The 20,646-nt window shown below is 61.3% G+C and carries 20 protein-coding genes and 1 pseudogene; 6 read left to right on the top strand and 15 right to left on the bottom strand.

From position 1 onward, the window contains the following. Positions 1 to 13: 13 nt before the first annotated feature. Together NKF25_RS13640 and NKF25_RS13635 are read right to left on the bottom strand one after the other, a co-directional pair. Entirely contained in the window at positions 14 to 1,093 is a 1,080-nt protein-coding gene (locus NKF25_RS13640) for an ATP-NAD kinase family protein (RefSeq protein ID WP_253227212.1), read from the bottom strand. 656 nt (positions 1,094 to 1,749) lie between these two features. Continuing rightward, complete coding sequence (locus tag NKF25_RS13635; RefSeq protein WP_253227211.1) at positions 1,750 to 2,487, bottom strand: FAD-dependent oxidoreductase; 738 nt, start codon at positions 2,485 to 2,487, stop codon at positions 1,750 to 1,752. 104 nt (positions 2,488 to 2,591) lie between these two features. On the opposite strand from NKF25_RS13635, the gene NKF25_RS13630 reads away from it, so the two are divergent. Then, positions 2,592 to 3,122, top strand: a complete 531-nt coding sequence (locus tag NKF25_RS13630) for an SRPBCC family protein (RefSeq protein ID WP_253227210.1) — start codon at positions 2,592 to 2,594, stop codon at positions 3,120 to 3,122. A gap of 123 nt (positions 3,123 to 3,245) precedes the next feature. On the opposite strand, the gene NKF25_RS13625 is transcribed toward NKF25_RS13630, so the two are convergent. From NKF25_RS13625 to NKF25_RS13615, 3 genes are all read right to left on the bottom strand, one after another. Further along, positions 3,246 to 4,592 (bottom strand): alkaline phosphatase family protein, encoded by a 1,347-nt coding sequence (locus tag NKF25_RS13625; protein WP_253227209.1) that lies wholly within the window; start codon positions 4,590 to 4,592, stop codon positions 3,246 to 3,248. Between the two features lie 67 nt (positions 4,593 to 4,659). Next, entirely contained in the window at positions 4,660 to 5,778 is a 1,119-nt protein-coding gene (locus NKF25_RS13620) for a bifunctional oligoribonuclease/PAP phosphatase NrnA (protein WP_253227208.1), read from the bottom strand. Positions 5,779 to 6,065: 287 nt separating this feature from the next. Further along, the gene (locus tag NKF25_RS13615; protein WP_253227207.1) at positions 6,066 to 6,599 is read right to left on the bottom strand and encodes an inorganic diphosphatase; all 534 of its coding nucleotides are present in this window, start codon (positions 6,597 to 6,599) and stop codon (positions 6,066 to 6,068) included. A 214-nt stretch (positions 6,600 to 6,813) separates the two neighbouring features. Here NKF25_RS13615 and NKF25_RS13610 point away from each other — a divergent pair, with 214 nt between their 5' ends. After that, positions 6,814 to 7,170, top strand: coding sequence for a PadR family transcriptional regulator (locus tag NKF25_RS13610; protein ID WP_253227206.1), 357 nt, complete (start codon positions 6,814 to 6,816; stop codon positions 7,168 to 7,170). Here the strand turns inward: NKF25_RS13610 and NKF25_RS13605 are convergent. Continuing rightward, the gene (locus tag NKF25_RS13605; RefSeq protein ID WP_253227205.1) at positions 7,151 to 7,798 is read right to left on the bottom strand and encodes a rnhA operon protein; all 648 of its coding nucleotides are present in this window, start codon (positions 7,796 to 7,798) and stop codon (positions 7,151 to 7,153) included. The genes NKF25_RS13610 and NKF25_RS13605 overlap by 20 nt on opposite strands. Continuing rightward, on the bottom strand, positions 7,791 to 8,384 hold the full coding sequence (rnhA, locus tag NKF25_RS13600) for a ribonuclease HI (RefSeq protein WP_253227204.1): 594 nt from the start codon (positions 8,382 to 8,384) through the stop codon (positions 7,791 to 7,793). Before rnhA ends, NKF25_RS13605 begins: the two co-directional genes overlap by 8 nt. 126 nt (positions 8,385 to 8,510) lie before the next feature. Between rnhA and NKF25_RS13595 the strand changes: the two genes are divergently transcribed. After that, positions 8,511 to 9,473, top strand: a complete 963-nt coding sequence (locus tag NKF25_RS13595) for a transcription initiation factor IIB (RefSeq protein WP_253227203.1) — start codon at positions 8,511 to 8,513, stop codon at positions 9,471 to 9,473. 116 nt (positions 9,474 to 9,589) lie between these two features. Further along, positions 9,590 to 10,849, top strand: a complete 1,260-nt coding sequence (nreA, locus tag NKF25_RS13590; protein WP_253227202.1) for a DNA repair protein NreA — start codon at positions 9,590 to 9,592, stop codon at positions 10,847 to 10,849. An 18-nt stretch (positions 10,850 to 10,867) separates the two neighbouring features. Here the strand turns inward: nreA and corA are convergent. From corA to NKF25_RS13555, 7 genes and pseudogenes are all read right to left on the bottom strand, one after another. Continuing rightward, positions 10,868 to 11,847: pseudogene (gene corA / locus NKF25_RS13585) on the bottom strand (magnesium/cobalt transporter CorA). Positions 11,848 to 11,895: 48 nt separating this feature from the next. After that, a complete protein-coding gene (locus tag NKF25_RS13580) occupies positions 11,896 to 12,066 on the bottom strand; it encodes a hypothetical protein (RefSeq protein ID WP_253227201.1) in 171 nt (56 codons plus the stop codon). A 40-nt stretch (positions 12,067 to 12,106) separates the two neighbouring features. Further along, positions 12,107 to 12,742 carry a DUF6517 family protein gene (locus NKF25_RS13575; RefSeq protein WP_253227200.1) on the bottom strand — a complete coding sequence of 212 codons (636 nt, stop codon included), beginning with the start codon at positions 12,740 to 12,742 and terminating at the stop codon, positions 12,107 to 12,109. A gap of 345 nt (positions 12,743 to 13,087) precedes the next feature. Next, on the bottom strand, positions 13,088 to 14,575 hold the full coding sequence (gene cysS, locus NKF25_RS13570; RefSeq protein WP_253227199.1) for a cysteine--tRNA ligase: 1,488 nt from the start codon (positions 14,573 to 14,575) through the stop codon (positions 13,088 to 13,090). A gap of 134 nt (positions 14,576 to 14,709) precedes the next feature. Further along, positions 14,710 to 15,210, bottom strand: coding sequence for a hypothetical protein (locus NKF25_RS13565; RefSeq protein ID WP_253227198.1), 501 nt, complete (start codon positions 15,208 to 15,210; stop codon positions 14,710 to 14,712). A 92-nt stretch (positions 15,211 to 15,302) separates the two neighbouring features. Beyond that, the gene (locus NKF25_RS13560) at positions 15,303 to 15,854 is read right to left on the bottom strand and encodes a hypothetical protein (protein ID WP_253227197.1); all 552 of its coding nucleotides are present in this window, start codon (positions 15,852 to 15,854) and stop codon (positions 15,303 to 15,305) included. A gap of 49 nt (positions 15,855 to 15,903) precedes the next feature. Beyond that, a complete protein-coding gene (locus tag NKF25_RS13555) occupies positions 15,904 to 16,089 on the bottom strand; it encodes a methytransferase partner Trm112 (RefSeq protein WP_253227360.1) in 186 nt (61 codons plus the stop codon). A 229-nt stretch (positions 16,090 to 16,318) separates the two neighbouring features. Between NKF25_RS13555 and NKF25_RS13550 the strand changes: the two genes are divergently transcribed. Both NKF25_RS13550 and NKF25_RS13545 read left to right on the top strand, forming a co-directional pair. Further along, a complete protein-coding gene (locus NKF25_RS13550; RefSeq protein WP_253227196.1) occupies positions 16,319 to 17,425 on the top strand; it encodes a hypothetical protein in 1,107 nt (368 codons plus the stop codon). 120 nt (positions 17,426 to 17,545) lie between these two features. Then, positions 17,546 to 19,090 carry a molybdopterin-dependent oxidoreductase gene (locus NKF25_RS13545; protein WP_253227195.1) on the top strand — a complete coding sequence of 515 codons (1,545 nt, stop codon included), beginning with the start codon at positions 17,546 to 17,548 and terminating at the stop codon, positions 19,088 to 19,090. Between the two features lie 25 nt (positions 19,091 to 19,115). Here NKF25_RS13545 and NKF25_RS13540 read toward each other — a convergent pair whose 3' ends face one another. Next, on the bottom strand, positions 19,116 to 20,480 hold the full coding sequence (locus NKF25_RS13540; protein WP_253227194.1) for an adenylosuccinate synthase: 1,365 nt from the start codon (positions 20,478 to 20,480) through the stop codon (positions 19,116 to 19,118). Positions 20,481 to 20,646 lie beyond the last annotated feature (166 nt).

The raw sequence follows: 20,646 nt of genomic DNA, 5'->3' as shown, positions 1-20,646 counted from the left end.
GCCACTAAATGTCTCACGATAGTTTCAACATACGCCGCTCGAAGCGGCCCACGCGCACTTTGTGCCACCCGCGAAGCGACTCGTCCACATCCTCGTCGCCCGTATCCGCCCGGAGAACGCCGATCCCGTCGAGTTTCGTCTTCGAGGCGACGATTTCGACGGTCGAACGGCAAATCACGGCCGGTGAAAGCTGGTGATTGCCACGGCCGAAGACGAAGCCCTGTCCGCCGATCGGCGAGACGACGATGACGTTTTCGTCCCCGAGGACGGCGAGTATTTCCTCCTCGTTCGCGTCCCGCGCGAGCAGTTCCCCGTCGCGCCACACGTCCACGCCGAGCGGGGACCCCTCGAATCCCAACTCGGCTTTGATGGCTCCGACCGTACTTCCGGGGCCGAGAACGTAGGTGACTCCCTCCTGCACGTCGTCGGCAACGCCCTGCGCGAGGCTTTCGACCGTCCCGCCGCCCAACTGTTTGCTCGACTGGAGCGATTCGGCCACGGGAACGCGGGCGATGGCTTTCAGTTCCGCCCGGACCTCGCCGTCGCGGTACGCCTCCTCGTCGATGTCGTTCACCTCTCGCTCCTCCACGCGGTCGAACCCCGCCGCGACCCGTCCCGCCGCCTTCGGCGTCACCGCGAACACCGACGAATAGATTTTCACGCCCGCCGGGACGCCGAGCATGGGGACCTCGCTGCCTTCGGCGGAGAGGGTTTCCGCAACGTCCACCGCGGTTCCGTCACCGCCGACGAACAGGAGCAAGTCGATGCCCTCCGAGATCAAGCGGTGAACCGCCTCGCGGGTGTCCGACGCGCTCGTCTCCTTCGTGTTCGTGTTCTCGCCCTCAGGTTCGCCGACGACTTCGGGGTCGAACCCCGCCTCCCGTGCTTCGTTCGCCCCCATCTCCCCGCCGTAGGTCAGAAGCTTCGTCCCCGGCGCGCGCTCGTACAGCGCCGACAGCGCGTCGATAGCTCTGGCGGGTGCGCGCTGTTCCGCCCCCCGCTCCCGTGCTTCCGTGACCATGCCGTCCGTTCCCTTCAGGCCGACTCGTCCGCCCATCCCCGCGATGGGATTGACGACCACGCCGATTCGCATATCTCGCGGTTGGGGGGCGGCAGGGAAATGCGTGTGGGTACCGACAGCGAGGAGGACTTCTTCGAAAGCCCCCGCCCGTTCAGTCCACCCAAACTACTGCAACCGCAACCGCTCCGCGACAGCCACGCCCTCCCCAGCCGACTTCCTATCTCGTGCGGGCGCATTGGCGTGCGCCGTGGCGGCGTGGGTCGTATTGACCACCCCGTCCAACCGGGTGGCGCGCGCTGCCGAGGTGACGCGGCCGAACCGCTGGCCGCGTCGCCTCGGAAGATTCGTGCGAGGGATGACGGAGGGAGCGTGAGCGACCGGAGGAATCGGCTGGGGAGGGTGTGGCTGTCGCGGGGCGGTCGGGTAGGACTGAAAGGGGCCGCCCGCTCGCGTTTACGTGGGCGTCTGTGCAGACAACTATCTGTGCGAACGGTGCGGAGAGCACAGATATCCTGCACAGCGACCGCGAGCGGGCGGGGGCTTTCGAAGTCGTCTTCGCAGTAACTACAATTACACACCAATCAAAGTCGAGATTCGCTTATCGTGAGCACTGCCGAACGCAATGTCAGAACGCTCTAACGGGCAGTCTGTTTCAGTAGGATTTAGTACAATTCAGTATCCCCCAACTGACTTCAAAATAATCTAACGACCCCACACAGACGCCCCGTCTAGCCCATCTTTTCGACGAAACTCGGATGAGGGACGGGGCGCTCGTCTTCCCACTCCTCCACGTACTTGCGGAGGCGGTCGTGGGCCTGCCGCGCGCGGCGCTGGCGTTCGTCCTCGGAGATTTCCTCACAGCCCTCGGGGACCTCGCGGTCGCGGTTGGTGAAGTAGCCCTCCGGGGCGACCCAATCGTGGTAGAAGTCTGGGTTCGCGTCCTCAATCAGCGTGAGTCCGACCTGCGAACCGTGACCCGACGCGACGATGGCTTGGTGGTACTGCTCGGCGAGTCGTCCGGCGGCGTAGAGTCCTTCGACGTCGGTTCGTCCGGTCTCGTCCACCGAGACGTACTGCTTGCTTCCGGACTGCTCGAAATCGAGGTCGAGTCCTTCGAGGTACGAGGAATTCGACCACGAGGCAGCAACGACGCGGTCGCCCGAGATCGCCTCCCCGTCCTTCGTTTCGACGGTAAACCCGCCGTCGTCCGCGTGACTTACTTCGGCGACCTTCGCGTCGAGTCGGGCACACCCGGCGCGTTCGGCCTGCTCTTCGAGCATCAGGGAGAACAGCCGGGAGTCGACCCCGGCCGGGAAACCGGGGAAGTTCTCCAGAATCGCGTTTCGGTAGAGGATGGAAACTCCGTCGTTCACGACCAGCGTGTCGAGGTCGGCGCGGGCGGTGAAGACGCCCGCGGAGAGTCCCGCGACGCCACCGCCGACGATGACCACGTCGTAGTCCGTCATGGTCGATGGTTGTCGGTGCGGTGGTATAAACGGACTGTTGACGGAGTGGGCGTTCACGTCCCCTCGCCGGAATGTTTACTTTCGATCCCGCAAAATCGAAACGCGTGGATCACCTCGAACTCAGTACCGTCGTCTACGTGCCGCCGGAGGAGGCCTACGAATTCCTGCTCGACTTTCCGGGCTACGCGAACTATTCGGAACACCTGACGAGGGTCACACACGACGGGGACGGCGGTCCGGGGACGGAGTACGACATCCACCTCAAGTGGTGGAAGATTCAGTACGTCGTCCGCTCCGAGGTGACGGAACTCGACCGGCCGAACCGCATCGACTGGAAGATCATCAAGGACATCCACGCCCACGGCAGTTGGCGCGTCGAGGAAGTCCCCGAGGAAGCCCCCGAAAGCAAGGAAACCGCCTCACGGGTGCGGCTCTCGATCCACTTCGACGCCGATTCGGCGAGTTCCGGCATGCTCGATTTACCCATGTTCGTCTCGCTCGGATGGGTCGTGGACAAGGCGAAACCCCTCGTGCTCTCGGAAGCCGAAAAGGTCGTCAAACGCATCGTCACGGATTTGGAGGGCCAACCGCGGGACGTGAACCTCAAGATTCACAGCAAGCCCGATTCGGTCTGATTCTCACTTTCGTTCCGACCGCACGGTATTACCCCAGACGCCAGTACCCCATTGAAAGTGCCCGCTCGGTAGAACGACTTTCTGATCACAGCTGCTACGCCAAAAAAGAACGAAATCGCCGATTCAGACCAGGCTACGGCCTTCGAGTTCGCCGTTCGGGTAGTCGACTTCCATCAGGTCGAGGATGGTTGGCGCGATGTTGAGCAGGTTGGTGTCCTCCGGGATGCTCGCGTCCGGGTCGTCCACGAACAGCGTCGCGTTGTCGAAACTGTGCATGCCGTTACGCGGACCGACGCCGAACACGTCGTCGTGACCCTTGAATCCGGCCTTCAGATCGAAGCCGTGGTTCGGAACCGCGACGAGGTCGGGTGCGATGTCCTCGTGGTCGCCGTCGAAGGCATCTTCCTTCTCGACCACGCGCCAGCAGACCTTCTCGCCGTTCGGCCCTTCGAGGTTTTCGAGCTTCTCCTTGAGTTCAGCGCGTTTCTCCTCGTACTCGTCCTGTGGAACGCTTCCGCGCGGTTCGCGGCCTTCGAGGTTGATGTAGAAGCGGCCCGGGATGAGCGAGTAGGCGACGGTGTCGTCGCCGATGTCGCCGAGTTCCTCGTGGTCGTCGTCCTCGTAGGAGAGCAGGCCCTCCTGTTCGAGCCACGTGTTGAAGTGAACCTCGTGGTTGAGGCTGGTGAACCCGTGGTCGCTGGCGACGACCATCGTCACGTCGTCCGGCAGCGAGTCACGGAGTTTACCGAGGTACTCGTCCAGCGTTCGGTAGAACTCGATGAACTCCTCTTTGTACTCGCCGTCCTCCTCGTAATCCTTGAAGAGGAAGTGGTTCACGCGGTCGGTCGTCATGAACACGCCGAAGAAGAGGTCCCAGTCGTCCTCGTCGATGTAGTGCTGGAACGACTCGTAGCGCGTCTTGAGCGTCTCGTGTGCGTTCTCGATGAACTCGGTCTTGTCCTCTTTGTGCCCCAACTTCGCGTTCGTGTCGATGGCGTAGTCGATGGAACTCAGGTAGTTCCGCATCTCGTCCGGGTACGCACCTTTGTCCACGCCGGGCGAGAGGAAACCGGAGACCATCCGCTGGACGTTACGCTGTGGCGGGAACGTGACGGGCACGTTCATCACCGTCGCCTTTCGACCCGCGTCGGTGACGCGGTCCCAGATGCGCGTCGCCTGTACGTCGCGTCCCATCGGAACGTAGGTATCGTACGAGCCGACCTCGCGGTCCTGGAAGCCGTAGACACCCGTCTGTCCGGGATTGACGCCCGTCGTGAGCGTCGGCCAGCAGGCGGAGGATTCGGGCGGAACGATGCTGTCGATTGCTCCGGCGCTTCCCTCGCTCGCAAGCGATGCGATGTTCGGGAACTCCGAGGCGTTTTCCTTGAGGAAACTGTACGGCACGCCGTCGATGCCGAAGAAGGCAACACGTGGAGCATCGTCCCCACGAAGCCTATCGAATAGACCCATACGCCGCTCTACCACAGGCGGCTACAAGAACCTTCGTTTCCATGCTATCATCTCACAAGTTTCCGTATTACGAACTCTCGAAGGCAGTGAACAGAGCTTTTCGAGTGCTCGCGTCGATGAGCGAATCCAACGTGTCGGTGTGTTCACTGTCGACTTGCGCGAAGATACCAAGCGGAACCCGTGCGGTCGCGGCGTCCGCGTTCCCACCCGTCGTCTCGCGTGCGTCGAACGTACCCGTCAGGATATCGACGGCGCTGGTTCGAACGTCCTCCGCCCGACAGGAGATGACGATCGTCTCCTCGTGGAGTCCGAACACGGCGGCCGTCGAGACGCCCTCCAATCGGAGCAACGAGTCGGCGGCTTCCTCCAACGCGCTTACCGACGGGACGACGCCGACGTTCGCCACGGCGAAACTCGCACGTCGCTCCCGACTGGAAATCGCCTCGCCGAGCACGTCGAACGTGTCGCCGCTGACGCCGGGCGAACGAAGTTCCTCGATCCTCCCGAGGTCGGCGTAGGCGTGCAGGAAACCGGCCGCGTCGTAGTCGTTCACGCCGTTGGCCCGCCGGAACTCGCGGGTCCCTGCACGAATCCCGTACAGCAACGCCGTGGCCACGCGCTGATCCGGGACGAACTCCATCTCCCGGACGAGTTCGGTGACGACGGTCGACGTCGCGCCGTCGTCGGTCCGTGTGATCGTCAGGATGTTCTCCTCGGCGGTGGGACGGTGGCGGATGACACCGACTACCGGCGGGTTGTTCGATAGTCGAGGGACCGCACCGCCACCACCGATGGCGATACCGGCGTCGCAGTCCGGCAACCCTTCACCGTTCTCGTCCAAAATCGTCACGTCGATATCGAAGATATTGCAGAACGCCTTGCTGTCCTCGCCCGTCACGTTTCCTTCAGCGGCGATTCGCCCCGCAACACCCCAGTCCTTGCAGAGCGCTTGGAGTCCGACGGCGGCGGCTAACGAGTCGATACTCGCACCTTCGGGAACGACGAGGGCGACTCGATTTTGCCCCGCAATCGTCTCTCGGAGCGAGTCGGCCGATTCGGGGTCGTCGGTGCTGTGACGTCCCAACGAACGAAATTGAACGGCGTACAGTACGCCGCCACCGGAGAGAAGCAAGAAGAGCGCAGCGACGACCACGGGAGCATTTTCGTTGACAAATCCAGCAAGCATGGTATCGCATAGCTCGGCCAAAACGTATATAATTACGGGTGGATTTATTGGCAGCTTTATGTTCAATATCGGATCGTCGTTTCAGAAACCGACCTGAAAGTCGATGTTTCTGACGAAATCGGCGTCTTTCAAAAGAGGGACAGATGTCCACAAAACTTGACGAGTTTAGACACATAGTTGACTATTCATCATTTTTGACGGTTGGGCGCAATGGTTTCGACTCACGGGACAATCACTGACGAACGAAAGGAGAAAACAAAACGAATCGTCCGAAATCGACCGAAGCGTTAGTTGAAGTTTTCTTCGTACAGTTCTTGGGAGTGCTCGATAGCGTCGTATGCGCCCTGTTTGTCCTCCCAGCCCAACGTCTCGACTTCCTTTCCGGCTTCGAGGTTTTTGTAGGTGGAGAAGAATTCGTCGATTTCGTCCTTCGTCTGCTGTGAGACGTCGTTGATATCCTCGATGTGGTCGAAACGCGGGTCCTCGATGGGGACGGCGATGACTTTGTCGTCCTGCTCGCCGTCGTCGTCCATCTTCATGAGGCCGACCGGACGGACCTCGATGACACAGCCGGGGAACGTCGAATCCTCGACGAGGACGAGCACGTCGAACGGGTCCTCGTCGTCGTAGTACGACTGCGGGATGAACCCGTAGTCACCGGGGTAGTGGACGTTGCTGTGGAGAACCCGGTCCAGCATGACACCGGGAATGTCCTTGTCGTACTCGTACTTGTTCCGGTCGCCTTTGAGACACTCGACGACTGCATAGATCTCCTCGGGGGCGTTCGGTCCCGTTTCGAGGTCTTCCCAGAGATTCGTCATGGGTCGGGTGGAAGTCGAAGGGAAGACCAAAAAGTCCTTTCGACAGAGGTGTAAACGAACGATTTGTATCCGCGAAACCACCCAAAATTGTGACAGTCTTCCGTAGACGACGGGTGGCAGTCAAGTGTTAAAATCGAACAAAATAGACGAGAAACACCAAGAAACTTGAGAAGGGTTAAATATCTCGGTTACATATCTCGTCGTGTCAAAGCCTATGTCAGAGGCACAAACACTCGCCGAAAGCAGTACCGCCCGCGACCTCACCGCATTCCAGCGTAACATCCTCATCGTCCTCACCGAGGAACCGATGTACGGGCTCGCCATCAAGCGTGAACTGGAGAGCTACTACGACGAGGAAGTGAACCACGGCCGCCTGTACCCCAACCTCGACACGCTGGTCGAGCGCGGACTGGTGGAGAAGAGCGAACTCGACAAGCGAACGAACCAGTACGGCCTGACCCAAGAGGGTCTCGAAGTCGTCGAAGACGGCTTTGCGTGGTCGCTCTCGAAGTTCGTCACCGACGACTCGCGCGCGGACAAAGTCCGCGCCCTCATCGAGAAGTACGACTAACGCAGTCGAACACGAGTTCGACCGATTCGTTTACGGTTTTTTTCTGCTCCCCAGTCGGCCAGGCATTGCGTGGGAAGTAATCGTTCAGAAACTCCGCCACTTCGTTCCTCGTCGCCGATTCGACGGGGCGGGCGTAGTGATTTCCCATGAAGTCGGCGAACGCCTCGGCGTTCGCGCCGTGAACGTCGCCGTGTTCGTCCCGAACGCGTTCGACGACGGCACGATTGTGTTCGTCGATTTCGTCCCAGTCGTCCGGGTCGCCAGCACCGGTGAGGGGGATTTCGACCGCACGGTCCGTATCCTCGATTCGCTCGACACGGATCGTTCCGTCCTCAACCCACTCGTCGGGGTGGAGCACCAACACGGTTCTCGCACTCTCCTCCCGAATTCGGGAGACGAATCCGTGTTCCGCGAGCAGTCGCTCCCGCTCCGCTCGATACTCCTCGGCTTCCGTTTCCGCTCCCGTGTCCTCCCGGTCCCGTGCGAGATGGGTCAACCGTTCGGCCTCCGAGACGGCATCGTTCGGGAGTCCGTCGTCCAGTTGTTCGTCTTCCGGCCGTTCGTCGTCCAGTTGTTTATCGTCTGGCAATCCGTCGTTCAGTCGTTCGTCGTCAGGTCGGTCAGCCATCGTCCAACGCCTCGTTCGCTAGCTTGTCCGCGCGTTCGTTTACCTCCCGCGGGACGTGTTTCAGCGACCACTTGTCGAACCCGTCCAGCAGTTCGCGTGCACGAACCCGACGCTCGCGGAGTTCGGGATTGTTCGTCTTCCACGCGCCCGTCACCTGCTTGACGATGAGTTGTGAGTCCCCTTTCACGTCCACGGAATCGAACCCGTAGTCTCGGGCGGTTTCGAGCGCCTCGATGAGCGCTTCGTACTCGGCCTGGTTGTTCGTCGCCCGACCTATCGTCGTTCCCCCCTCCGCCGCGATTCCGTCGCTGGTGACGATGGTCCATCCGGTGGCCGCTGGCCCCGGATTGCCACGACTCGCGCCGTCGAAGTAGAGATAGGCGTGACCGCCCGCATCGCGCAATATCGCCTCGATATCCTGTGGGTTCGCTCCCTGAATCACGAGTTTGTCGTCGTACGCGATGGCGACGGCATCGCCGTGTTTCGCCCGCCACTGTTCGTACTCGGATTTTCCGTCCGAGACGATGATTCCGGCGTCGGCGAGCGTCCGGCGTGCCTCTTCCACGTCACACTCGATGACTGGCATTGCCGACACTCGTCTGTGTGCGAGTAAACAGATTCCGGTCTCGCGAGAATATTCGGGTGATCGTCAGACATATATGGGTTTTGCCCAAGGATTTAAATGTTTAGAGGTTACTACTATAAAAGTGCGATGACACGGTCCACTCGTCAGCGGGAGCGCCAACTCGAAGGGGAGCAAACGGCGAACGAACGAGAGGGAGAGCGTGCTTGTCCTGAATGCGGGTCCGAAACGTTGGTCAAGAGTGCCGACCGCGCCGAACTGGTCTGTGACGACTGCGGGTTGGTCGTCGAGGAGGAACGGATAGACCCCGGACCGGAATGGCGCGCGTTCAATCATCAGGAACGGCAGCAGAAATCGCGCGTCGGCGCGCCGACCACCCAGACGATGCACGACAAGGGGTTGACGACGACCATCGACTGGAAGGACAAGGACGCCTACGGTCGATCCATTTCCTCCAAGAAGCGCAGTCAGATGCACCGCCTACGCAAGTGGCAGGAACGCATTCGAACGAAGGATGCTGGCGAACGAAACCTCCAATTTGCCCTGTCCGAAATCGACCGGATGGCATCCGCGCTGGGCGTCCCACGGTCGGTGCGCGAAGTCGCGTCAGTCATCTATCGGCGAGCGTTAAAGGAGGACCTGATCCGTGGTCGCTCCATCGAAGGCGTCGCAACGAGCGCCCTGTACGCCGCCTGTCGTAAGGAAGGGATTCCGCGAAGTCTCGAAGAGATTTCGGAAGTATCCCGGGTTCAACGGAAGGAGATCGGACGAACGTACCGATACATCTCACAGGAACTCGGTCTGGAGATGAAACCCGTCGACCCGAAAAAATACGTCCCACGGTTCTGTTCTGAACTCCATCTCAGCGAAGAAGTGCAGTCGAAAGCGAACAACATCATCGAAACCACCGCTGAAGAGGGACTGCTGTCCGGTAAATCTCCGACAGGCTACGCCGCCGCAGCGATTTACGCCGCTTCGCTTCTCTGCAACGAGAAGAAGACACAGCGCGAGGTCGCCGACGTGGCGCAGGTGACGGAAGTGACCATCCGGAACCGCTATCAAGAACAGATCGAAGCGATGGGAATCCACTAACCACACCGTTCTCCCGTTTTTTTCGCTCCGAGCGACGGCCAATGCTCCCATCGCCGACGCTCGAAATCGACCGAATTGCCGAACGTTCAAGCCCCTCGCTCACCTACGTTTCGTGAATGCGGCTGGACGAATATATCGACGACCTGCGCCCTGACGAGGAAGAGCGCCGCCGCCGTCTCGCCGAAGAGAAATCATACGAAATTCTGGACTACGTGGACGATTTCAAGGACCGATTTTCGGAGGTCGCACAGGGTGACTCACTTTTCGGAAGCACGTCGCCCTCGGTGTTCGTCGGTCGGTCGTCCTACCCAAACGTCTCGACGGGTATCCTCTCACCCGTCGGGGCCGAGGAGAACGCCTCGGAGTTCGCCACCAGCGGCGACTGGTATCAACGCGGACTCGGCATCGACAACGTCCTGCAGTACCGGACGGGACTGCTGAACTCGAATCGCTCCGCGAAGGTGAACGTGGACGACGTGTGGGACGGGTTTGTGGGGGTTCAGCGCGAGATCGCCATCGCCGACCGCCCGGTGGACGTGGAGATCGGCCTGACAGAAAAGCTCGATTTGGACGTGAACGTGGACGACATCGCTACCCCGACCGGGCCGACTGCCCGTGCATCCTCGGCGGACCTGACCGAAAATCCGCACGTCCCCCGCGCCGTCAAGAAGACGCTCGAAGACGACGATTGGCAGGCCCAAGGCGCGATGAACTACCTCTATCGCCGCGGGTTCGACGTGTACGACATCAACACCATCCTCTCGGCGGGCGCGTTGGGGCAGAACCGCAACCGAAAGCTCGTCCCGACGCGCTGGTCGATCACCGCCGTTGACGACACCATCGGCCAGTACCTTCGGGGCCGCATCCGCAACGCGCCCAGCATCGACGAGACGCAGGTCTGGGTGAACGAGTACATGGGCAACCGCTACTGGGTCGTTCTCACCCCCGGCCAGTGGGAGTTCGAACTCGTGGAGATGAAAGCGCCCGGGAGCATCTGGAATCCCTCCCCCACCGGTGACATCTGGATGGGGAGCGCCCACGAGGGCTACGAAGGTCGGACGGCTTACGTCGATGAAACCGCCGGAGCGTACTACGCCTCCCGCCTCGGCGTCCTCGAACATCTCGAAGACATCGGACGGCAAGCCAAGGCACTCGTCCTCCGCGAGGTCAGCGACGACTACTGGGCACCCGTCGGCGTCTGGCAGGTCCGCGAGAGCGTCCGCAACGCCTTCGACGGCCGATTTGGGGAATCAGAATCGTTCCACACGGCCGTCCGGGAAATCGTCCCGCAACTCCCCATCTCGATGAACAGCCTCCGTCGCAAATCCGAGATGGTCTCGGGCGTGCAGGCCAACCTCACTGACTTCGCAAACTGAAACGACGACTGTGGTTCGTCACAGCCACCCTTCCTGACGGAAGTAGACGACCAGAATCGCGGTCATCAAGAACATCCCGAGCATGACGGCGGGGTAGCCGTACTCCCACCCGAGTTCGGGCATGTTGAACGGGCTGTTCTGAAAGTTCATCCCGTAGACGCCGACGATGAGGGTGAGCGGGAGGACGATGGTGGCGACGACGGTCAACTTCTTCATCACCTCGTTGGTCGAGACCGAGAGCATGTTGAGGTAGATGTCACGTGCGCCGCCCGCCAACTCGCGGTAGGTTTCGGTCAGATCCACGAGTTGGACAAGGTGGTCGTACACGTCGCGGAAGTACTTCTCCGTCTCCGGGCGGACTTCCTCGGGGTCGCCGCGGGCGAGGTAGCCGACGGCTTCGCGGGTGGGCCACGCGAGTTTCCGGAAGGCGAGGAGTTCGCGGCGGACGCCGTTGATGGATTCCAGCGTCTCGATGCTGGTGTCGGTGATGACAGCCTCCTCGACGGTTTCTATCTCTCCTCGATCTCGTCGAGGACGGTGAAGTAGCTATCAACGATGCCGTCGCAGACGCGGTAGGCCGTGAAGTCCGGCCCCCTGTCGAGGATACGGCGGTCGCCATCGAGGGCGGCCTGCCAGATACGGCGGACGGCGTCCACGTCGTGTTCCGAGAGGGTGACGAGCCAGTCCTCGCCGATGAACATGCCGACGGCCTTGACCTGTGTTTCCTCCTCGAAGGTGGTTTCACCGCGGCTCAACTCGACCGTCTTGAGCAGGAGGAAGGTGTAGCCCGCGAACTCCTCGGTCTTCGGTCGGACCCCGTTCTTGATGTCTTCGAGCGAGAGGTGGTGGATGTCGAACGACTCGGCGACGCGTTCGAGTTCGACGGGGTCGGCGTTGTTCGCTCGCACCCACACGATGCCGGGTTCGATACGAGCGGCTTCGTAGTCCTCGACGGTTTCGACTTCGCCTTCGGAAAACCGCAGTGCCTTGATAGTCATCGTCCGCCCTCCAGACCGGGACTCATCGTTCGACCCCCGTGTCGATACTCATCGTACCTCCTCCACGCCGGCCGCGTTGGCGATGGCGAGAAGCGTGATACCGACCATGACGCCGGTGATAGAGAACGCCCGGCCCGGATACGGCGTCTCGATGCCGATGAGGTATCCCACCAATCCGAGCGCGGTGAGTCCGAGTCCCGAGGCGTACGTCCGGTTCATACCACTCGTATCCGGAGGGGGAAGAAAAAACGTTGCCCGTTCAGCCGTCGTGTTGAACGCCGGAAATCAACTGGGACACGTCGTCGGACTCGTCCAACTTCTTCGGGTAGACCGCGAGCACGACGATCCAATCGCCGTCGTGTTTCACCTTCGTAGCCTGAATCGTCACATCGATGCTCACGCCGTGTGTTTTGGCGGTTCCGGTGAACTCGGTGACTTTCGTCTCCGTACCGAGCAGCGTCACGTTCTTCGACCCGACGGTTTTCACGTCGCGGACGTTGGCGTACCCGGCGACGAACTTCTCGACCAAGTCCCTGTTGTCGAACTTCGCCAGCGGGTTGAACGATTTCTTCCCGACGGAGACGGACGGACTGCTCACGACGGTGAACGTCGCAACCGTCTGCTCCCCGACGCCTTCGATGCCGATGGATTTGTGATACTGCGCCACCCAGTTCGTCACCTTCACGTCGCGGCTCTGCCCCGCCGCCTTGAAGGTCCGTTTGATGCCCACCTTCTTGACCTTCGCTTGGTCGTATCCAGTTTGGGAGAGCGTATCGTCCCCCACCGTCGCCTTCGAGGCGCTGACCGATACGGTATCCCCGAGGAGGAACCCGAGACAGCCACTCGAAAGCACGAGGACCGCCAGAAGCGCGCCAGCAACCAGTTTCCGGTTCATTGGTACCTTGCGTGTATGCGCCCCACTATATCAATGCCTTGGTCGGGAATACGCAATATTGGCGGGGAGATATGTTTCCTATTCGAAGATCATTTTTAGTGATCTGAGTCGATGAGGAATATGGATTCGGAGTTGCGAGATGTTCTAAATGGGATCATTTTTAACTTAGTGTTATCACGGGACGTATACTAACGATATATTTGATTGCGGGTGAAGGGAGGACCAGTCCTATTCAGCGAGATCACTGGGTGCCGTTGTTTACGAGCACGATCGTGTTCGCCGTCGCGTATTCGTTGCGATGTCTCGATCAGCTACCGAAGGAGTTCTGAGAACCGGTTTCGGACGCTACGGGAGCTTGAACGACGGGCCGGAATCGGAGTCCTGCACGTCCACGCCGAGCGCTTGCAGGTCGTCTCGCAGCGCGTCGGCGCGGTCGTAATTGCCCTCTTCACGTTCGTTCTCACGCAGTTCGAGGACGAGTTCCACGAGGTCTTCGGCGAGTCGCACGTCACCGCCAGTCTCGCCGCCGAGCGAGAAGCCGAGGACCTCGCCGCCGAGTTCCTCGAACGTCTCGACGGCCGACTTGAGCCCTTCGTAATCGTACCCGTCGCCGTCATCCACGTGCCGGTTGACCGCCGTCACCAGATCGAGCAGGGCCGCGAGCGCGCGCCGCGTGTTGAAGTCGTCGTTCATCGCGTCTTCGAACTCGGCTTGGGTTTCGGCGACCGCCTCGCGCAACTCGTCGTCCTCGACCTTCGTCCGGGCGTTCTCGCTGTCGAGGGCTTCCACGGCGCGGTCGTAGCCGTCGGACAGTCGTTCCCAGCGTTCGACGGCCTCGTTCACGGTCTCGTCGTTGAACGTCTGGCGGTTCGAATACGAGGTCGAGAGCAGGAACATCCGGACGGCGTTCGCACCGATTTCCGAGATAGCGCCGCGAACCGTCGAGTAGTTGCCCAGACTCGAACTCATCTTCTCGCCGTCGGTTTCGAGCAGGCGGACGTGGAGCCAGTAGCGGGCGAACTGGTGGCCCGTCGCGGCCTCGCTCTGGGCCACCTCGTTTTCGTGGTGTGGGAAGACGAGGTCCTGTCCACCGACGTGGATGTCGATGGTCTCCCCGAGGTGTTTCATGCTCATCGCCGAGCACTCGATGTGCCAACCGGGGCGACCCTCGCCCCACGGCGACTCCCACGTCTCGCCGGTCGGGCAGGAGACGGCGTACTCCCGGTCCGACTTCCGGTGGTTCTCGATGGCATTCTCGCTCACGCCGTCGGCCTTCCACAGCGCGAAGTCGCCGGGATTGCGCTTCTCGGAGCGCTCGTCGCTCTCGCCCTGTGCTTCCATCTCATCGACCTTCTGATTCGAGAGTTTGCCGTACTCCTCGAACTTCGTCACGTCGAAGTAGACCGACCCGTTCGATTCGTAGGCGTAGCCCTTGTCGATCAACGTCTCGATGAGGTCGATGACTTCCGGGACGTGTTCGCTGACTCGGGGGTACACGTCGGCGCGCTTCAGGTTCAAATCGCGCATGTCTCGGATGACCTGCGTGATGAAGGTCCGTGCGACATCGGCCTCGCTGTCGCCGAGGTCGTCCTCGCCGACGCGGGCCGCGATCTTCTCGTTCACGTCGGTGAAGTTTTCGACGTGGTGGACGTCGTAGCCGAGGTGTTCCAGCCAGCGATGCATCACGTCGGTGTGAACCCACCCACGTGCGTGGCCCAGATGGGCGAGATCGGAAACGGTCAGCCCACAGTAGTACAGCAGGACGGAATCCGGGTCCCCTGGTTCGAACGGCTCCCGTTCCCCCGTGAGCGTGTTCGTTACGGAGAGTGTCATAGGGAACGGTAGTGTCAGCAACCGTTTTAAATCGTCGGAAGCGACACCAACCGCCTCGACCCACCGAATCGACGCAACCGATCCAACCAACGCAACCGATCCAACCACCCGATTACCGCACCCGTCTCGATCCGCTACTTCGGCACGGCGTCCAAGGCGTCCTCTACGAACCGAACCGCATTCGCGCCGTCCCGTCGTTCGACGACGACGACGAGGGATTCCGCGACGGCGGCCGCGACGACCTCCACGTCTTCGGTGAGGAGGCGGGAGAGGACGGACGCCAGTGACGCGGCATCGACGTTTCCGGTCACGACGATGCCTGTCAGCGACCCCGAATTCGGCGCGAATCCCGTCCCACCCACGGAGAGGACGGCCTCGTCGTCATCGTCATCCTCACCCGTTCGATCCAAGCCGCTCCGCATGGTGACGCGGACGTCACGAGATTCGGTTTCGTACGTCGGTAGTTCGTCGGCGAACCGGGAGAGCGCGGTCGAAACCGCGTCGGTGTCGTCGGCACCGACTTCGGCCGCGAGAAATCCCGCGGCCGCAGTGTAGTTCACGACGTCCGCACGGAGCGCGGCGAGGAGAAACGGTCGTCGCCGCGCCGCGGTTCGGGTGGCTTCTGCGAGAGACATTATCGGGATGCATGAGGAGAGCGGGAAAAAGGAATGCGATTGGGACGTGGAGGCAGTTGAGACGTGTGGAGACGATTGGGACGAGGAATCGGCTACTGCGTGAGGAAGTACGTCGCGACGCCGATACCGATCAGCACCGAAATCGCGCCGAACAGCGCGACGACCCAATCGACGAGGATACCGACGCCGAGGACGAGAACCACGGCCAACACGATGAGGACAATAAGCGGGAGGTTGCGCGTCAGTTCCGACGCTTCGGTCGACTGTTGGGGGGACCGCGGCTTGGGCTTCGAGAGGGCTTCGTCCACCAGAATCTCGTCGGCATCGGGGTCGAACTCCTCGATGTCGACGTCCACATAGGACGTTTCGGCCCCGTAGCTCGTGACGATTTTTAGTTTTCCGCGACCGGGACCGTTGCGGACCGAGATCGGGACGGCCTCCGTTTCGTCCTCCTCGATGTAGTGGTTCGTCGCGGACAACGAGGCCACTTCGGAGAGTTCGTCGTCGAGATGGAGGTGTACGTGGATCGGCGCACCGTGATTTTCGAGCACGACGTCGAACGAATCGTCGGTTTCGAACGACTGCGCTACGTCGATGTGATGCAGGCCGTCACGGTTGATGTGTATCGATAGCGTTCCAGACACAGTACACCTCGTTCGTTAATTGTGCTAAACTCTTCAACTATTAAAAGATTCAGGCCTCTCGCATGTCCGGCGGCAAGAGGTTCGGGATGCCGTCCTCGATGGGATACTCCTCGCTACACTCCGTGCAGGTGAGCGTCCCGAAGAGGACTTCCTCATCCTCTTCCTGGCGCACGTCGAGTTCGAGTTCCTGTTTATCAAGCGGACAGCAGATAATGTCCATCAGGGATTTCTTCATGTCCGGATGCACGAAGGGGCGGGGCAAAAACGTGACGGATTCGATGGTAGCGACCACGTCGGCGAGTTCATCACTGGTAACGCGGATTACCGGCGCGGAAGCCACGCTACTGCCCCGCGATGGCCACTTCAGCTCGGATTGGCAATCGAAATCCCAGTTCCGGGAAAGGGTGACACTATCCGAGAACGAACGTCGCGTTTTATCGAATCTCTCATCGACTAGATTCCCCATGGTGACCGGAACTGTGAGTCGTCGCCAACTCCTCGCGGGGGTTGCTGGGGGTATCGGGATGGGGCCAATCCAACGGAACCGGCAGAAACTACCGAACGTCCTCGTCATTTTCGGTGGAAGCCCGGGAAACGTCATCGAGTACGAGTTCAGCGTCACTGGCCGCGTCCGAAAGACACGGGAAAACGGTGGTGCGCCGATCGATACGCGATTTCTCACCGTCGACAAGGAGGACAACGTCGGTAACGGAAACGTGACGGGGGCTATCGCCGGAGGCGGCGACGCGTACCGATATTCGGGCGTTATCACGTACTTCAAGGTGAAGGGAAAGGCGAACGTGTATCTGAACGGGAACAAACGCACACCGAAAGAGCTCACCGCGCCAACCGGGTCCGTCAAATTCGACGGGTGTCAGCGGGTGCGCGTCAAGGGGCCCTTCCAAATCGTCGCCATCAACACGGCGTGGTTCGACCAGGTCGGATTCGCGACCTCGTACTTTCAGTTCGGACCGATTCGGCGGCGGCGCGTCCTCCCGCCGAGAGCGCTCGCCGACGAAGGGATCTCCGGGTTCGTCGTGACGAGCGTCACGGCGTACAAGCGATATCCGGACGGACCGCAGATCGACGTGACGAACCCCTCGATCAAGCGGTGTATTCGGCGAATCCGTCCGCCGCGAGTGGAACCCTACTTCGTGGACTGCCGACCGAACGGGGACGGGACGATTCGAGTGCTATTCGGGTACAACAATCCGACCACAACGACGCTCCGTCTTACTAGTTCGTTCGAGGGAACCGTCGAGGGGCGTGCACCACGTCGGTTCCGCCCGAATCGACACGCCTTCGCGGTCGATTGGAAACCGACGGGAGACGACGACCGACTCGTCTGGCGGCTTAATCTCGAATCGTTCGGCTACGCACGGGATGGTATCGCGGTCACGCCGCTCGCCGCGGATTGCGCCGAGACGACTACGACGACCACGACTACCACAACGACGCAAAACGAAGGAACGCCGACTGAAGGAACGCCAACGGAACAACCACCGACGGAGCAACCACCGACGGAACAGCCACGAACTGAACGGGGAGGCACGACGACTTCGTCTTCGTAAGGGGCGACGGGGTCGAGCAGTTCGAGACCGATCAGTAACTCGTCGGAGGGAGAAGACTACTTCCGTCGTCCACCCACGAACGCTATCGTCGTTCCGGCCGTAGTTTCACGAGGGGAGAAAATGGCTCATTCGACGGGGCGCGATGCGCTCGTCGCGCTGCTCGCAGGGAGTGCTGGGGTCGCCGGTTCGTACGCGGTCACCGGGAACACGCCGGACTTCGTCGCCGCACCGGTGAATGCGTTCATCATCGAGGTCACGCCACCGGAGCTCATCGCGTTTTCCATCCAAACACTCGGTGAAGTCGGCGATAAGCTGGCGTTCGCGGTAGCACTGATGCTCACGATACTGCTGTTCGCACTCGGCGCGTTCGTCGGACTCGTCGTCGGGCGGCGGGCGGGGAGGACCAGCGGGTTCGTCAGCGTTCTTCTCGCCGGGGTGCTTGCGTGGGGTACCGCAACCGTACTGACCGGGGCATTCGTGCCCGCGCTCGGCTCTGCACTCGGCATCGGAATCGTCGTGGGAATCGCCAGCGTACCGGTCGGAAACCCGGCGTTCGACACGGGACGACGACGAGTGCTCGGGTCGTTGGTCGGCGCGCTCGGCGTCGGTATCGCGGGCTATCTGCTCGGGTCGCGGCGGACCGGTCAGCCTCGAAAACTACCGGAGCGAACGCCGCCGGAGGGTCACACCGACCAGTCCAATCGGTCGTCGAGTAAGGGGATGGGTAGCGGGAAGAAAAAGCGGATGCCCGACATGCGAACCGTGGAGGACCTGCTCGCGGAAGCCAAACGGAAGTCGCTCGACGTGGAGGGGCTTCCCGGGCTGGTGAGCAGCACGGAAGAATTCTACGAGGTGGACATCTCCTCGTTCAATCCGGACGTGAACGAGACGGAGTGGTCGCTCGCGGTCACGGGAAGCGTGGAGAAGGAACTGCGGCTCGATTATGCGGACCTCACGTCGATGTCGTCGGTGAACGTCTACAAGACGCTTCGCTGCGTCGGCGAGCAGTTGAACGCCCATCTGCTGAACAACGCGATATGGACGGCCGTCCCGATGATGGACGTCATCGAACGCGCGAAACCGAAGGGCGACTGTGGCTGCGTGATGCTCCGAGCGGCCGACGGCTACTACGAGGAGTTTCCGCTGGCCGCGCTCGAAACCGGCCTGCTCGCGTTCGGCATGAACGGGTTCTCCCTGCCGCGAAATCACGGGTATCCCGTCCGCGCCCTGATTCCCGGCCACTGGGGGGAGATCAACGTCAAGTGGCTCACTGAGATAGAGGTTCTCGACAAGCCAGCCGAAGGCTTCTGGGAGGAGAAAGGTTGGCACGGGACGGGACCGGTCACCACCGTGGCGAAACTGTGGGTGGAGAACACGCTCTCGGACGGTCGAAAACAGGTCGGTGGACTCGCCTACGCCGGAACGCGCGGCATCGAGCGCGTCGAGGTATCGACCGACGGCGGTGAGACCTGGGACGATGCACGCCTGTCGAAGCCGCTGAAGGGAGACGACGTGTGGCGGCAATGGACGTACGAGTGGAAACCGTCGGGAACCCACGAGGTCGTCGTGCGGGCAGTCGATGGAACGGGAAAACTGCAACCGAGAGCCGAAAATCAGCCGTACCCGAACGGCGCGACCGGTTGGGTGTCGGAAACGATATCGTAGTCGTTCGACACGTGGTTCGGAACGGTTACTCGAACGGGCGGTTCAGGATGACGGTGTCCTCCCTGCTTGGGCCGACACCGACGGCGTAGACGGGCGCGTCGAGTTCGTCGCTGATGTATTCGAGGTAGGTCCGCGCGTTCTCCGGAATCGCGTCGTAGCCCTCGTCGGCGACCTCGCTCCAGTCCACTTCCGGCCAACCGCCGAAGGAACGGAAGTTCGGCTCACAGCGACCCCAGCGTTCGGTCGTGGCGGGAACCGTGAATATCTCCTCGCCGTCGACATCGTAGCTGTATCCGACTTTCACCTCGTCGAGACCCGCCAACACGTCGATGTGATTGACTGCGAGACCGGTGAACCCGCTGGCGCGGGCGGCGTGGCGGAGCATGGGCATGTCGAGCCACGCGACCCGACGCGGGCGGCCGGTGACGGTACCGTACTCGCCACCCTCCTCGCGGATGTACTCGGCGAGGTCCTCGTTTTCGCCCGCCCCTTGTTCGTCGTAGTCGGGCGTGTCACCGACGACGCCGCCGAGTTCGGTCGGAAGCGGGCCGCTCCCGACGCGCGTGAGATACGCCTTCACGATGCCGATAACATCGCCGTCCCCGACGATACCGGGGCTGAGGCCCGTCCCCGTCGCGGCACCGCCCGCGGTCGGGTTCGAGGAGGTGACGTACGGATAGTTACCGTGGTCGATGTCGATGAGGGTACCCTGTGCGCCCTCGAAGATGATTTCGTCGCCGTCATCGAGACGCGAGGCGAGGAAATCGCCAGCTTCGACGGTCATGTTCTCTTCCTTCATGCGCTCGCCGTAGCGCTGGTACTGCTCGTGGACCGCATCGACGTCGAACGCCTCACCGGTCTCGACGCCGTAGACCTTCTCGGCGAGTGCTCGTTTTTGGGGGACGACGTATTCGAGTTTCTCGCGGAGGAGTTCGGCGTCGAGCAGGTCGCCGACGCGGATACCGCGCCGACCGGCTTTGTCCTCGTAGGTCGGGCCGATACCCCGTCCCGTGGTTCCCACCTTACGGTCCGAATCGCTCTTCACGTCCTCCTCGATGCCGTCGAGCACGCGGTGATACGGGAGAATGACGTGTGCTCTGCGGGCGAGTCGAACGTCGGGTTCGAGGCCACGTTCGCGGAGGGTGTCGATCTCGTCGAAAAGCGTCTCGGGGTTGACGACACAGCCGTTGCCGAGAACGCCGATCTTGCCTCGGACGACGCCGCTCGGAACGAGGGAGAGTTTGTATTCGTTGCCGCCCTCGACGACGGTGTGGCCTGCGTTGTCGCCGCCTTGATAGCGAGCGACCACGTCAGCGGCCGCGCCGTAGAGATCTACGACGCGACCTTTGCCTTCGTCGCCGAGTTGCGAACCCACGATGGTTACGGTCATACCGAAGATGGTTTCTCCCGCACCTCCTAAACCGATTACGGTCTTCGAAGCAAAAGGATACACGAACGTGATCATTTCGGTGTCCGAATCGCGTCAATTCTAGCAGCGACGGGGATATTCACGCGACGAATTCGGAAGTGTTAACTTGTCTCAAGAGAAAGTTTCG

It is taken from the genome of Haladaptatus sp. AB643, from assembly GCF_024136975.1.
Classification (GTDB): domain Archaea; phylum Halobacteriota; class Halobacteria; order Halobacteriales; family Haladaptataceae; genus Haladaptatus.
Note: the sequence above shows the minus strand (reverse complement) of the source record. Positions and strands in the feature narration are given on the sequence as shown.

Coding starts and splice junctions, on each gene's coding strand:
- NKF25_RS13640 (WP_253227212.1), bottom strand. CDS start 1,093: ATGCGAATCGGCGTGGTCGTCAATCCCATCGCGGGGATGGGCGGACGA.
- NKF25_RS13635 (WP_253227211.1), bottom strand. CDS start 2,487: ATGACGGACTACGACGTGGTCATCGTCGGCGGTGGCGTCGCGGGACTC.
- NKF25_RS13625 (WP_253227209.1), bottom strand. CDS start 4,592: ATGGGTCTATTCGATAGGCTTCGTGGGGACGATGCTCCACGTGTTGCC.
- NKF25_RS13620 (WP_253227208.1), bottom strand. CDS start 5,778: ATGCTTGCTGGATTTGTCAACGAAAATGCTCCCGTGGTCGTCGCTGCG.
- NKF25_RS13615 (WP_253227207.1), bottom strand. CDS start 6,599: ATGACGAATCTCTGGGAAGACCTCGAAACGGGACCGAACGCCCCCGAG.
- NKF25_RS13610 (WP_253227206.1), top strand. CDS start 6,814: ATGTCAGAGGCACAAACACTCGCCGAAAGCAGTACCGCCCGCGACCTC.
- NKF25_RS13605 (WP_253227205.1), bottom strand. CDS start 7,798: ATGGCTGACCGACCTGACGACGAACGACTGAACGACGGATTGCCAGAC.
- rnhA (WP_253227204.1), bottom strand. CDS start 8,384: ATGCCAGTCATCGAGTGTGACGTGGAAGAGGCACGCCGGACGCTCGCC.
- NKF25_RS13595 (WP_253227203.1), top strand. CDS start 8,511: ATGACACGGTCCACTCGTCAGCGGGAGCGCCAACTCGAAGGGGAGCAA.
- nreA (WP_253227202.1), top strand. CDS start 9,590: ATGCGGCTGGACGAATATATCGACGACCTGCGCCCTGACGAGGAAGAG.
- NKF25_RS13580 (WP_253227201.1), bottom strand. CDS start 12,066: ATGAACCGGACGTACGCCTCGGGACTCGGACTCACCGCGCTCGGATTG.
- NKF25_RS13575 (WP_253227200.1), bottom strand. CDS start 12,742: ATGAACCGGAAACTGGTTGCTGGCGCGCTTCTGGCGGTCCTCGTGCTT.
- cysS (WP_253227199.1), bottom strand. CDS start 14,575: ATGACACTCTCCGTAACGAACACGCTCACGGGGGAACGGGAGCCGTTC.
- NKF25_RS13565 (WP_253227198.1), bottom strand. CDS start 15,210: ATGTCTCTCGCAGAAGCCACCCGAACCGCGGCGCGGCGACGACCGTTT.
- NKF25_RS13555 (WP_253227360.1), bottom strand. CDS start 16,089: ATGAAGAAATCCCTGATGGACATTATCTGCTGTCCGCTTGATAAACAG.
- NKF25_RS13550 (WP_253227196.1), top strand. CDS start 16,319: ATGGTGACCGGAACTGTGAGTCGTCGCCAACTCCTCGCGGGGGTTGCT.
- NKF25_RS13545 (WP_253227195.1), top strand. CDS start 17,546: ATGGCTCATTCGACGGGGCGCGATGCGCTCGTCGCGCTGCTCGCAGGG.
- NKF25_RS13540 (WP_253227194.1), bottom strand. CDS start 20,480: ATGACCGTAACCATCGTGGGTTCGCAACTCGGCGACGAAGGCAAAGGT.